Origin of the sequence: Croceitalea sp. MTPC6, assembly GCF_036985525.1 — a bacterium.
In the GTDB taxonomy this organism is placed as follows: Bacteria; Bacteroidota; Bacteroidia; order Flavobacteriales; family Flavobacteriaceae; genus Croceitalea.
In genome coordinates, this window is the sequence record NZ_BTGR01000003.1 from 359,460 (window position 1) to 372,500 (window position 13,041).

The following is a 13,041-nucleotide window of genomic DNA, read 5'->3' on the forward strand; positions in this document are numbered from 1 at the left end:
AATAAAATTTCAATAAAAGCTTCTATAATGAAAAGTTATTTAAAATATATTTTACTAATAATATGTACCGGTTTTGGTTCTTCCCTGTTTGGACAACAAGACCCTCAGTTTACCCAATACATGTATAACACGCTTAGTGTTAATCCAGCATATGCCGGATCAAGAGGTCATTTATCCATTCTAGGTATGTATAGAACGCAATGGGTTGGATTAAATGGTGCCCCAACAAGTCAAGTGTTAGCCATTGACGGCCCTGTTGGAAACAACGTTGGTTTAGGGGTGATTTTAACTAATGATGAACTTGGCCCAGCTAATGAAACGTTTTTTGATGCCAATTTTGCATATACTATTCGTTTAAACCGCGATGATAAAAGGTTGTCCTTTGGATTAAAAGGTGGAGGGCGATTATTTAACGTAGATTTTTCCAGAGGGTTATTTGACGACCAAACCGATGTTGCCTTTCAAAATAATATTGAAAATAAATTCTTTCCGACCATTGGAGCAGGAATTTACTATCATACCAATAAAGGTTATTTTGGTGTAGCGATTCCAAACTTTTTCTCAGAAGAGCATTACGATGGCTCGGTTCAAAAAATAGCAACCGAGAGATTACATTATTTTATAACCGGAGGACGAGTTTTTCAACTTAATCAAGATGTATTATTTAAACCAGCTGTTTTTGTAAAGTGGGTTCCTGGTGCGCCAATAATTGCTGATTTGTCCGCTAATTTTTTAATAAAAGAAACCTTAACTCTTGGAGCAGCTTATAGATGGGATGATTCCTTTTCAGGGTTATTGGGTATTGATATTTCTCCAAAATTTCATGTGGGCTATGCCTATGACTTTACCACAACTGAGTTACAAAATTACAATAACGGCACCCACGAAATCTTTTTAAGATTTGAACTTAAATCATTAGATAAAAGAGTAAAATCCCCAAGATTCTATTAAAATAAAAGCATGAAAAAAATATTCTTTTACAGTGTTGTTTGTGTTGCAAACATTATGTTCGCCCAAAACACAAATACCTCAGCAGAAAAAAGTTTTAATTCTCTTTGGTATGTTAGAGCAGCAAAGCAATTTCAAGCTCAAGTACAAAGAGGCGATGATTCTCAAGAGGCCCTTCAAAAAGTTGGGGATGCCTACTACTTTAATACCGATATGAAAAATGCGGTTAAATGGTACGGACAACTATTCGGTAACTATGAGCAAGTTTTGGAACCAACCTATATTTTCAGATATATACATGCCTTGAAAGGGGTTGGAAATTACGGCATGGCAAAATTATTAACGGAAAGATATGAGAAGGTTTTAAAAGAAGCAGAATATGATATTAGTACTTTGGCTAGTAACAAAGACGAATTGGAAAAGCTGCTAAATATGGAGCCACAGTTCTATGTATCCAACTTATCAATAAATACGAAACTAGCGGACTTTGGCACAGCCTATTACAAGAACCAAGTTATTTTTGCGTCGAGTCGGGATACTATGAATCTTCATACGCGAATTTATAAATGGAATGAACAGCCCTATTTAAATTTATTTAGTGCGGATACCATAAGTAGTGGTTTGGATTTAAAAAATGTAACAGCATTCTCAAAAACCATAAATAGTAAATATCACGAGGCTATTGTAGCTTTTACTCCGGATGGTAATACCATGTATTTTACACGTAACAATTACACAGACAAAGAGCTTAAAAGGGACAATGAGGGCACCAACCATTTAAAATTGTATAAATCGAAATTGGTTGATAGTACATGGAATACTCCAATTGAGTTACCATTTAATGATGAAAACTACTCCGCAGGGCAGCCCGCTTTAAGCCCAGATGGTAAGAAACTATACTTTGTATCTGATATGCCCGGTTCTATAGGTGCTACAGATATTTTTGTAGTCGACATTTTGGATGAAGATTCTTATAGCAATCCTAAGAATTTGGGACCTACTATAAATACAAATGGAAGGGAAATGTTTCCATATGCGACTGAAGGTAAACTTTACTTTTCGTCAGATGGTCATTTAGGCCTTGGAGGTTTGGATGTTTTTGAGAGTGACCAAAATGAGACTTTCTCTAGACCAAGGAACTTAGGTAAGCCACTGAACGGTAAACTTGATGATTTTGCTTATATAGTTAACGAAGAAACTCAGCAAGGATATTTTTCTTCGAACCGTGAAGGAGGAAAAGGAGATGATGATATTTATTCATTTCAACGCATAGAAGTACCTTGTAAGCAATCTGTCATGGGCAATATAATAAATCAAGAGAGTAAGCGACCTTTAGCTAATTCTATAGTAACTATAGAAGATAGCTCTGGGGATTTACTAGCTGAAACTATGAGCGACAGTTTTGGTGAATATCATTTTAATATTGAGCTTCCTTGTGCACAAACTTTTTTAATTAAGGCAAGCAAAGAAGGTTTTGAAAGTTCCGACAGACAATTTGCAACTACAACAGAGTCAAATTATTCCAATGAAGTTACTTTAAACCTTAACAAATTAAACCCACTTATTGTCCGAGAAGGTAGCGTATTAAAAATTAAAATCGGAATGATTTATTTTGACTTTGATAAGCACAATATAAGATATGATGCATCAATTGAATTGAACAAAATTGTTTTCTTGATGAAAGAATATCCTAATATGATAATAAAAATTGAATCACATACGGATTCAAGAGGTAATGATGCTTATAACGAAAGTCTATCGGATAGAAGAGCAAAGGCCACAAGAGACTACATTATTTTAAATGGTATAGTAGCGCACAGAATAGAAAGCGCTATTGGCTATGGTGAAAAACAACTCGTCAATGAGTGTGATAACAATTCAGAATGTAGTAACGAAAGACACAATGTAAACAGAAGATCAGAGTTTATAATCTTACAATTGGAATAAGCAGATTAATGTTCCAGATAATTCTTCATGTTTCCCCAAAATTATTTTTATGATATTAGAAAAAACAAGATAGTTGGTCTTAAAAAAGAACTTTTCTCGGTTAGAGTTAAGCTCCTGTTTTGACATTATTTTCTAGTTTTTGCCTTAGTACTTGCATATCATCACATACTTTTCTTTCAAGAACTTTTGCATATATCTGTGTAGTGGTTAATTTGGAATGACCAAGCATTTTTGAAATAGTTTCAATTGGGACACCATTTGTTAATGTAACTGTGGTCGCAAAAGTATGTCTAGCCATATGAAAAGTTAAGTTTTTTTCAATTTTTGCTAGCACAGCTATTTCTTTTAAATATAAATTCATTTTTTGATTGGATATCATTGGGAACAATGTGCCATTCATCTTTGAGCGTTTATCGCATTTGTACCGTTCAATTAATACCAATGCTTTGGCAAGCAAGGGTATCTTGACAGAATTTCTAGTTTTCTGCCTTTGCGTAACTATCCAAGTGGTTTTGTCCATACCTAGAACTAAACTTTGGTTATTCAATAGCACTAAGTCAATATAGCTGATGCCTGTATAACAACTGAATATAAATAAGTCTCTAACTGTTTGCAAGCGCATAGATTCTATATTCAATTTCTCTATATCGTTCAACTCTTCAGAGGTAAGATAACCTCTTTGTGTAGGTAGTAGCTTTTGTTTGAATTTGTGGAATGGGTCTCTATCAATCCATTCTAATTGATAGGCAAGAGTAATCATTCGGCGTAATCTTTGAATGTGCTTCATCACTGCATTGTTTCCAATTTTCTTTCGATAGTTTCTTGGCTTATGGTTTCGTAGAAAGGTTTCAAAATCAAGAATGAATTTATAGTCAAGGTCAGCAAGTTCTATGTCTTCTACTTTGTGTTTCTTTTTTAGGAAAAGTAGAATATACCTTTGGCTTGTAAGGTATAACCTAGAGGTATTGTAATGAAGTTTGCTGAACATATTGGCGTTATGGTACTCAATAATATTTCTCAAAGTATAATGGTCAATCTTTTCATCACCCACAAACTTCGATTTTATAGCTTGGGGTGTTATTCGTTTATGGTCAGCCCTTAGCTCTTGGTAGCATTGAAATAATTTAGAATGTACTTCATCAAGATATTGATTGATGGTTCTGGCTTCTTCGCTAGTTCCTCTAATCCTTTGAATTTTTGGGTTCCAATATCTAGTATCAACCCTTCTTTTGAGGCTAATATTGAGTTTTTTTCTATCTACCGTTATTCTGGCATATAGAGGTGCTTGATTATTCCTAATTCTTTTTGCATATATCCAGAATAGGATAGAAAACGTTGAAGAAGTTCGCATGACGTTCATCTTTAAGTTAAACTTAGTTTAGACGAAAGTCAAATCACCAGTAAAGCTATTGTTTAACAGCTTTAAAACCAATATCTTTAAGAAAAGAAAACATTTGGTTAAAAATGTTGACGATTTGTGAACTCAAATGAATGGTTTTAAATAATATCATTTAAAGTCAAAAAAACGTAAAACATTGAAAATCAATATATTTAAGCATTTATAGGATGCCTTTAAATGTTAAAAAGCGGCCCCGGCAAGAATCGAACTTGCATCTAAAGTTTAGGAAACTTCTATTCTATCCATTGAACTACGGGGCCAAAACACCAGTAAGGATGGCAAAAATAAAGTTTTTTCATAGACACCTATAAATCCAAGAAAACTAATTTGAAATCCTGAAACAAATTATTCATTTCTTGGGTATCTTGGTAACTGGAATCCAACTAAAACCAAGTGACTCTTTCTTATATAGACATTTCTATTGTTATCGCTTACGTTGTTGGTGTGCTAGCCCTTGGTTTTTACCTTTCCAAAAAGTCGTCTAAAAATCTAGAGTCCTACTTTTTGGGAGGAAATGAATTACCCTGGTATTACTTGGGTTTGAGCAATGCCTCAGGTATGTTCGATATTTCCGGGACAATGTGGAGCGTTGGTATTCTTTTCGTCTACGGGTTAAAAAGTGCCTGGCTTCCATGGCTTTGGCCTGTATGGAATCAAGTTTTTGTTTTTGTCTATCTCGCCATCTGGATGCGTCGTTCCAATGTAATGACTGGTGCCGAATGGATAACCTTTCGTTTTGGTGATGGAAAAGGAGCAAAACTATCCCATATCATCATTGTCATATTTGCCGTAATCAGCGTTCTTGGATTTATTGCCTATTTCTTTGAAGGTATTGGAAAATACTGTACTTCAATTCTACCTTGGGATATGGCTTTTGAGTTTTTAGGATATAAAGTCACATCGGCAAGAAGCTATGCCCTTATTGTTTGTGGATTAACCTCTCTTTATACCGTTAAAGGCGGAATGCACAGTGTTGTCGCTACTGAAGTCATGCAATTTGTTATCATGACCATCGCTTGTATTGGCGTAGGAATCGTAGCGCACAATATGGTTACTGCAGAGCAAATTGCAGCAGTAGTTCCTGAAACTTGGGATAAATTGGCTTTCGGCTGGAATTTAAACCTAGATTGGAGCAATTCGGCCTTTCCCCAAGTAAACAAAAAGATTGCTTCAGACGGCTTTGACCTTTTCGGTATTCTATTTATGTTAATGGTTTTGAAGGGTATTTTTGCTTCTATTGCAGGTCCGGTACCAAGCTATGACATGCAGCGGGTTCTAGCAACCAAAACCCCTGCCGAAGCTGCTAAAATGAGTTTTTTGACCATATGCGTACTCTATGTTCCTAGGTACTTTATGATTATCGGGTTTGCTGTATTGGCCTTGGTATATTTGGGTCCTGAATTAATGGCTATGGGAGATAATATCGATTTTGAACAAGTGCTGCCAATGGCTATAAACAAGTTTCTCCCCGTGGGATTAAAAGGTCTAATGTTGGCCGGATTTCTGGCCGCTTTCATGGGTACCTTTGCTGCGTTTGTAAATTCCGCTCCTGCCTACATCGTAAATGACATCTATAAAAAATATATCAATCCTGGAGCTCCTGACAAGAAGCTGGTAAAGCTAAGCATCATCTCTTCCTTGGCGTTGGTCATAGTAGGTATTTTTTTCGGTTTCAATGCAGGTTCATTAAATACTTTGATTCTTTGGTTAAGCTCTTCCCTTTATGGAGGCTATGTTGCCGCTAACGTTTTAAAATGGATTTGGTGGCGTTTTTCGGGGAACGGATATTTCTGGGGAATGCTTTTCGGATTAATTGCTTCTACCGTAAAGTTTATCTTCTTCCCCGATTATGTAGATATTTTTGTATTCCCTTTAATTTTTGTCTTTGCTTTCATTGGATGTATTATCGGCACTTTTCTGGAACCACTACCTAACCGCGAACAAGTAAAACAATTTTACAAACAGACCAAGCCATGGGGTTTTTGGGGTCCTATAAAAAAGGAGGTTATGGATGAAGATTCCAGTTTTGTTCCCAATATGGATTTTAAACGTGATACTTTCAATATCATTATCGGTATTATTTGGCAGATGGCACAGGTGGTAATTCCTATGTATTTTATGCTTAGACAGAATACACAAATGGTAATCTGGAGTGGAGTTCTTATCTTGACTAGTGTATTGCTCAAAAAGTATTGGTGGGACAACCTGAAAAACTTAGAAAACTAAATGCAAATTACGGGGACATTTTTAGATGAAATAAGCCATGACATTCCCCATCAAAATTGGGGAGCTAAAGAATGGGATGCTGATTTTGCCCATATGAAAAAGATGGGCATCGATACTGTCATCATGATTCGTTGTGGCTATCAAAAGTTTTTGACCTATCCCTCTAAATACCTGATTGAAAAGCACCAAAAGTTTAAACCACCCATCGATTTGGTTGAGCTATATTTAGAATTGTCCGAAAAGTATGGGATGACTTTCTATTTTGGCACCTATGACAGTGGCAAATATTGGGAAACTGGAGATATGCGCCTTGAAATTGATATAAATCTTCCAGTAATCGAAGAAGTATATAGTACCTATGGACATTACAAGAGTTTTGGCGGTTGGTACCTAAGTTTGGAGTTGAGCAGAAAGACTAAAGGTGCGGTTGAATCAATCGCTAAACTTGGTAAACATTGTAAGGTGGTAAGTTGTAGCCTACCTGTTTTGATTTCTCCTTGGATAGATGGAAAGAAAGCGGTGATGGCATCCTCCAATAAAACCACAAAAGATTCAACTATATCTATACAAGAACACGAAAAAGAGTGGGATGGGATTTTCAATGGCATCAAGGACAGCGTAGACATTGTTGCCTTTCAAGACGGTCATGTCGCATATGATGAACTGGAAGATTACCTTCATTTAAATAAGTCCTTGGCTGATAAATATGGACTTGTATCTTGGACTAATTCCGAATCTTTTGACAGAGACATGCCCATTAAATTTTTACCAATTAAATGGGAAAAGTTATTGTTGAAATTGGAAGCTGCTAAACGAGCAGGATGCAAAAAAGCAATTACTTTTGAGTTTTCACATTTTATGAGCCCACAATCAGCCTATCCCCAAGCTGGCCATTTGTATAATCGTTATATGGAGTATTTTAAAAAATGAACCACTACGCCGAATTATATAAGAAAGAACTCCATAATGAAGTTATTCCTTTCTGGGAAAAACATTCGTTGGATAAAGAATTTGGCGGTTTTTTTACCTGTCTGACAGAAAAGGGTAAAATTTATGATACCGATAAGTTTATTTGGTTGCAGGCTAGGCAAATATGGATGTTTTCAGAGCTATACCAAACGGTACAAAAAAATGATGGCTGGAAAACTACCGCTATTTTTGGTGCAAATTTTCTAGAAAAGTATGGGAAGGATTCTAAAGGTGATTGGTATTTTTCATTAAACCGAAAAGGTCAACCTTTGGTACAGCCCTATAACATCTTTTCAGACTGTTTTGCTTCAATGGCTTTTGGAAAATTATATGAAGTTGAACCTGAAGAAAGATACGCTGAAATTGCAAAATCAACATTTAAAAATATCCTTCGACGTCAACATAACCCAAAAGGGAAATACAATAAAATTTATCCAAACACCCGTGAGCTGAAGAACTTTGCACTACCAATGATTCTTTGTAACCTGTCTTTAGAACTGGAACCTCTTTTAGGTTCGGAAAAAGTCTCTGAAGTCACAGATAATGTTATCGATTTGGTCATGAACACTTTTTATGATGAGGAAAGTGGGCTGGTTTTCGAAAATGTTTCTACTACTGGAGACTTTGTAGACAGTTTTGAAGGACGATTGTTGAATCCCGGTCATGCAATTGAAGCCATGTGGTTTGTCATGAATTTGGGCATTCGAAAGAATGATACTAATCTTATCCAAAAGGCCGAAAAAATCATGTTTCAACAATTGGAACATGGATGGGACAAAAAATATGGAGGGATTTTTTATTTTATGGATAGTAAAGGGCATCCACCTCAACAATTAGAACATGACCAAAAGTTGTGGTGGGTACATTTGGAAACTTTGGTGGCCTTGGCTAAAATTTACGCCTACAATCAAAACCCTAAAGCGGCCAAATGGTTTAATAAAGTTCACGATTATACATGGAATCATTTTAGAGACAAAGAAAATGGAGGTGAATGGTATGGATATCTCAACCGACAAGGTCAAGTACATTTAAATCTAAAGGGCGGTAAATGGAAGGGCTGTTTTCATGTCCCAAGAGCTTTATTAGAAGTGTGGAAAACATTGGAATAATTATAAAAATGAACAAACTATATACAGTTCTGTTTTGCTTTTTTCTGACTCTGGTTTTGCAAGGTCAAAAAGAAGTTGATATTCTTATTGTTGGAGGTGGGACAGGCGGAACTTCGGCAGGTATCCAAGCTGCAAGAATGGGGGTAAAAGTCCAGATTATAGAAGCTACCCCTTGGTTGGGTGGCATGCTAACTTCTGCAGGTGTTTCTGCTATCGATGGGAACCACGAAATGCCATCTGGAATTTGGGGAGAGTTCCGGCAAAAATTGCGTGACCATTATGGAGGTGCTAAAGCGTTAGCTACAGGGTGGGTCAGCCATACGCTTTTTGAACCTTCCGTTGGGAATAAAATCTTTCAAGAAATGGCAGACATTCCTAATCTAGATATTGCTTTCAATGCTTTTTATACTGATGTTGAAAAAGAAGGAGAAGGATGGCAAGTTACTTACAGGCAAAAAGGAAGAACGCACACTATAAAGGCTAAGATTCTTATCGATGCCACAGAAATTGGAGAACTTTTACCTCTAGTTGGGGCCGACTTTAGATTAGGAATGGATGCAAAAGCAGATACTGGTGAAAAAGAAGCTCCCAAACTTGCTAATACTATTGTTCAAGATTTAACCTATGTACTGATTCTTGAAGATGTGGACACTAAAAAAGGAAAAAAGGGAATGGTTAAAAAACCAGAAAATTATGACCCTAAAAACTATGAATGTGCATGTAAGCGTGAAGATGGAGAAATGTTTGGTGGAGTTTCCAATTGTGAACAAATGCTCAATTATGGTAAACTGCCCAATAATAAGTACATGATGAATTGGCCTAATTGTGGTAATGATTTTTATCTGGATTGGTCCAAACTGTCATCCAAAGAGCGAGAGGAGAAATTAAAGGAAGCCAAGGTATTTACCCAAGGTTTTGTCTACTATATTCAAAATGAACTGGGATTTAAAAATTTAAGAGTGGCAGAGGAATTCCCGACTAAAGACAACTTTCCAATGATTCCGTATGACCGAGAAGCGCGAAGAGTTAAGGGAAAGACTTTCTTAACGGTAGACCATCTAGAACACCCATATAAATTCAATCTTTACAAAACTGGAATTGCTGTTGGGGACTACCCAATAGACCATCATCACGATAAAAATCCCAATGCACCCAAAATCGAATTCATTAATATAAAAGTACCAAGTTATAATGTGCCCCTTGGAAGTTTAATTCCCAAGAAGGTAGAGAATTTCCTCGTTGCGGAAAAGAATATAAGTGTTTCCAATATTGTGAATGGGGCTACAAGGCTACAACCTGTTGTTTTAGGCATAGGGCAAGCGGCTGGTGCAATTGCGGCGACTTCTGTGAAAGAAAATAAGCCAACTTCAAAAGTTTCAATTCGCCAAGTTCAAAATGCACTTTTGAAAAATAACGCGTATTTGATGCCTTTTATAGATGTGAAAAAGGAAGATAATGCATTTGCATCTATTCAAAGGGTAGGAGCAACAGGTATTTTCAAGGGTTTTGGTGTGCCTTACAAGTGGGCTAATCAAACTTGGTTTTACCCTAAACGTATTGTTTCAGAATACGAATGGAAAAAAGGCTTACAGCCATATCATCCTGAAATTAAAAATGTTCATGCATCTGGAGCGGGAATCACTTTATCATTTATCACTTCGGTTGTACAATTAATTAATCCTGATTATCCGATTACATCAATACAAAAAAATTGGAAATCATGGTATATTGAACAACCATATGGTAAAAAATTAAGCTTAAATAGAAGGACAGTCAGTATATTGACAGATAAGATATTAGATACGTTTCAACTGGAAATTGATTTTGAAGGAAATCTTAAGAAATAACAATTAGTTGATTGTCTTGCAGAGTAAATTTTTGAAGTTATATAGGCTATGGATAATCATGGATATTCTGGAACACCACTGGAAAAAAAATTGGGTATTAAAGAGAGGTATGTGATTCAGGTATTAAATGCGCCAAAAAGATATATCGACTTCTTTTTTTCATTTCCCAAAGATGTTCAAATAGTAAATGAAGATGAAAAAATCCCTATCGACTTTGCCCATATATTCTGTACAACAGCGAAAGAACTGGAAGCTAACTTTACCAACGCAAAAAGTAATCTAAAGAAAACAGGAATATTGTGGGTAAGTTGGCCAAAAAAGAGTTCTAAAATCCCTACAGAAATAGATAAGTTTAAAGTTATGGATTATGGTCTTAAGTCTGGTCTAGTAGATACAAAAGTTGCAGCAATCGATGCGGATTGGAGCGGGCACAAATTTGTTTACAGGACAAAGGATAGGTAATATTTAATTCTTCATTACCTTTAAAGATCTAGATTATTTAGATGGAAAAGAAAATCAAAGATGTATTTATACAAGGAGCTGTCACTCCTGAATTTATAGCAAATTCCATTGCCAAGCATCAATCCAAAACCACTATTGGGGCTCATGATATTTTTCTGGGTCAAGTGCGTGCAGATGTAATTGATGGTAAAAAAGTAGGAGCTATAGAATATACTGCTTATGAGGAAATGGCAAACCTAAAATTTCATGAAATTAGAGAAGCAACTTTTAAAAAGTTCGAACTTACTTGCATGCACATTTATCATAGTTTGGGCAAAGTTGAAGTAGGTGAGATTTGTCTTTTTGTATTTGTTTCTTCTCCCCATAGAAAAGAAGTCTTTGACGCTTTACATCATGTAGTTGAAGAAATAAAAAAAGAGGTTCCTGTTTTTGGTAAGGAACTTTTTGAAGATGATTCCTACCAATGGAAAGTAAATACTTAGCACATGGTCGATATTACCCAAAAAAAGAACACGCATCGTACTGCAATAGCTCAGGCAATTGTAAAAGTTGGTGTCCAAGATACAATTGATGCAATTCAAAATAGAACGGTGCCAAAAGGTGATGTGTTTGCCATGAGTAAGGCGGCTGGGTTTTTAGGTATTAAGAAAACTCCTGAATTGCTTCCAGATTGTCATCCATTACCCATTGAATATGCCGCAATAGATTACAAAATAGATGGGTTGGAGATTACTATAGAAGTTACCGTAAAAACCTTTTATAAAACAGGTGTTGAAGTGGAGGCCATACATGGCGCAAGTGTAGTTGCACTTAATATGTATGACATGCTAAAACCTATTGATAAGAAAATAGAGATTCTTTCCATTAGATTGCTAAAAAAAACGGGGGGTAAGTCAGATATAAAAAACAATTGATTTCTTTCCAATTAAGATCAATCAATATTCTTAAATACTTTAATAAGTAAAGACTTACACTGATGTTAATCTTGTCCTAATAGCTCAATTTTAAAGCAACTTTGTCGTTTAAAAGTTATCCATTACTTGGTAAGAATACTTGATTATGAAAGTTGAAAATGAAAATAAAAAAGAATATCTAGAAAAGGCGATTGTTTTTCACCTAATTCTTTTAATAGGTGTAGTTTATCTTTTGATAAAATTAGGGGTAAAGATTTTTGAGAATATGTAAGATTAGTTTTTTAGATTTTCCAACATCTCTTTGGTCGTTTTTTCTAAATCAAATTTAGGTTGCCAGTTCCAATCTTTGGCAGCTTTAGAATCGTCAATACTACTAGGCCATGAATCGGCAATAGCTTGTCTAAAATCTGGCTCGTAAATCATCTCAAAATCTGGAATATGGGTTTTTATACTGGCTTCTATTTCTTCGGGAGCAAAGCTCATGGCTGCCAAATTGTAGGATGACCTAATTTTTAAAGACTCTGTATCAGCGTCCATTATGGAAATGGTTGCTCGTATAGCGTCGTCCATGAACATCATGGGCAATTTTGTTCCTTCAGCTAAAAAACAAGTATAGTTTTTTTCTGCTAAAGCTTTATGATATATTTCAACCGCATAATCTGTTGTGCCGCCGCCCGGTAACGTTTTCCAGCTAATTAGTCCAGGGTAACGTACACTGCGTACATCCACACCAAACTTTTTAAAGTAATATTCGCACCAACGCTCACCTGCTTGCTTACTAATCCCATATACTGTGCTAGGTTCCATCAATGTATTTTGTGGCGTATTATCTTTTGGGGTATTGGGACCAAAAACGGCAATGCTTGAGGGCCAGAAAATCTTAGTTATCTTATTCTCTTTTGCCAAATTCAAGACATTGAACAAGGAGTTCATATTCAAATTCCATGCTCGCATGGGGAATTTTTCAGCAGTGGCACTAAGCATGGCAGCCATTAAATATACCTCTTCAATCTCGTAGTGCATCACCACATCTTCTACAGCTTCATAATTAGTGGCGTCCAATAATTCAAAAGGCCCAGAATCCATTAGGTTTTTACTACCTTCTCTAATATCACTTGCTATGATTGAATCTGAACCGTATTTTTCGCGAAGTGCAATGGTAAGTTCCGTCCCTATTTGACCACAAGCACCAATAATTAAAATGGATTTCTGCATTTAAA

At 35.9% G+C, this 13,041-nt stretch carries 11 protein-coding genes and 1 tRNA gene; 9 read left to right on the forward strand and 3 right to left on the reverse strand.

The window, feature by feature from the left end:
* The first annotated feature begins 27 nt into the window (after positions 1-27).
* The gene (locus AACP56_RS08315) at positions 28-951 is read left to right on the forward strand and encodes a PorP/SprF family type IX secretion system membrane protein (RefSeq protein ID WP_339335520.1); all 924 of its coding nucleotides are present in this window, start codon (positions 28-30) and stop codon (positions 949-951) included.
* Positions 952-960: 9 nt separating this feature from the next.
* Complete coding sequence (locus AACP56_RS08320; RefSeq protein ID WP_339339887.1) at positions 961-2,895, forward strand: OmpA family protein; 1,935 nt, start codon at positions 961-963, stop codon at positions 2,893-2,895.
* A 106-nt stretch (positions 2,896-3,001) separates the two neighbouring features.
* Here AACP56_RS08320 and AACP56_RS08325 read toward each other — a convergent pair whose 3' ends face one another.
* Together AACP56_RS08325 and AACP56_RS08330 are read right to left on the reverse strand one after the other, a co-directional pair.
* Positions 3,002-4,246, reverse strand: coding sequence for a site-specific integrase (locus AACP56_RS08325; protein WP_339338347.1), 1,245 nt, complete (start codon positions 4,244-4,246; stop codon positions 3,002-3,004).
* A gap of 236 nt (positions 4,247-4,482) precedes the next feature.
* Positions 4,483-4,554 (reverse strand) — tRNA-Arg (locus AACP56_RS08330).
* Positions 4,555-4,687: 133 nt separating this feature from the next.
* Between AACP56_RS08330 and AACP56_RS08335 the strand changes: the two genes are divergently transcribed.
* The 7 genes from AACP56_RS08335 to moaC are packed head-to-tail and all read left to right on the forward strand — an operon-like array spanning position 4,688 to position 11,821.
* Positions 4,688-6,520, forward strand: a complete 1,833-nt coding sequence (locus AACP56_RS08335) for a sodium:solute symporter family protein (RefSeq protein WP_339338345.1) — start codon at positions 4,688-4,690, stop codon at positions 6,518-6,520.
* A complete protein-coding gene (locus AACP56_RS08340; protein WP_339338343.1) occupies positions 6,521-7,450 on the forward strand; it encodes a DUF4434 domain-containing protein in 930 nt (309 codons plus the stop codon).
* Complete coding sequence (locus AACP56_RS08345) at positions 7,447-8,598, forward strand: AGE family epimerase/isomerase (RefSeq protein WP_339338341.1); 1,152 nt, start codon at positions 7,447-7,449, stop codon at positions 8,596-8,598. The genes AACP56_RS08340 and AACP56_RS08345 overlap by 4 nt, the downstream gene beginning before the upstream one ends.
* A gap of 8 nt (positions 8,599-8,606) precedes the next feature.
* Entirely contained in the window at positions 8,607-10,445 is a 1,839-nt protein-coding gene (locus AACP56_RS08350; RefSeq protein WP_339338339.1) for an FAD-dependent oxidoreductase, read from the forward strand.
* Between the two features lie 48 nt (positions 10,446-10,493).
* Entirely contained in the window at positions 10,494-10,907 is a 414-nt protein-coding gene (locus tag AACP56_RS08355; RefSeq protein ID WP_339338337.1) for a DUF3052 family protein, read from the forward strand.
* A 41-nt stretch (positions 10,908-10,948) separates the two neighbouring features.
* Positions 10,949-11,389, forward strand: a complete 441-nt coding sequence (locus AACP56_RS08360) for a molybdenum cofactor biosynthesis protein MoaE (protein WP_339338335.1) — start codon at positions 10,949-10,951, stop codon at positions 11,387-11,389.
* A 3-nt stretch (positions 11,390-11,392) separates the two neighbouring features.
* On the forward strand, positions 11,393-11,821 hold the full coding sequence (gene moaC, locus AACP56_RS08365) for a cyclic pyranopterin monophosphate synthase MoaC (RefSeq protein WP_339338333.1): 429 nt from the start codon (positions 11,393-11,395) through the stop codon (positions 11,819-11,821).
* 273 nt (positions 11,822-12,094) lie between these two features.
* On the opposite strand, the gene AACP56_RS08370 is transcribed toward moaC, so the two are convergent.
* Complete coding sequence (locus AACP56_RS08370) at positions 12,095-13,036, reverse strand: NAD-dependent epimerase/dehydratase family protein (RefSeq protein WP_339338331.1); 942 nt, start codon at positions 13,034-13,036, stop codon at positions 12,095-12,097.
* Positions 13,037-13,041 lie beyond the last annotated feature (5 nt).

Bases quoted from the DNA above. Each gene is read 5' to 3' on its own strand.
- AACP56_RS08370 (WP_339338331.1), bottom strand. From the start codon at position 13,036: ATGCAGAAATCCATTTTAATTATTGGTGCTTGTGGTCAAATAGGGACG.
- AACP56_RS08360 (WP_339338335.1), top strand. From the start codon at position 10,949: ATGGAAAAGAAAATCAAAGATGTATTTATACAAGGAGCTGTCACTCCT.
- AACP56_RS08320 (WP_339339887.1), top strand. From the start codon at position 961: ATGAAAAAAATATTCTTTTACAGTGTTGTTTGTGTTGCAAACATTATG.
- AACP56_RS08340 (WP_339338343.1), top strand. From the start codon at position 6,521: ATGCAAATTACGGGGACATTTTTAGATGAAATAAGCCATGACATTCCC.
- AACP56_RS08355 (WP_339338337.1), top strand. From the start codon at position 10,494: ATGGATAATCATGGATATTCTGGAACACCACTGGAAAAAAAATTGGGT.
- moaC (WP_339338333.1), top strand. From the start codon at position 11,393: ATGGTCGATATTACCCAAAAAAAGAACACGCATCGTACTGCAATAGCT.
- AACP56_RS08345 (WP_339338341.1), top strand. From the start codon at position 7,447: ATGAACCACTACGCCGAATTATATAAGAAAGAACTCCATAATGAAGTT.
- AACP56_RS08315 (WP_339335520.1), top strand. From the start codon at position 28: ATGAAAAGTTATTTAAAATATATTTTACTAATAATATGTACCGGTTTT.
- AACP56_RS08350 (WP_339338339.1), top strand. From the start codon at position 8,607: ATGAACAAACTATATACAGTTCTGTTTTGCTTTTTTCTGACTCTGGTT.
- AACP56_RS08325 (WP_339338347.1), bottom strand. From the start codon at position 4,246: ATGCGAACTTCTTCAACGTTTTCTATCCTATTCTGGATATATGCAAAA.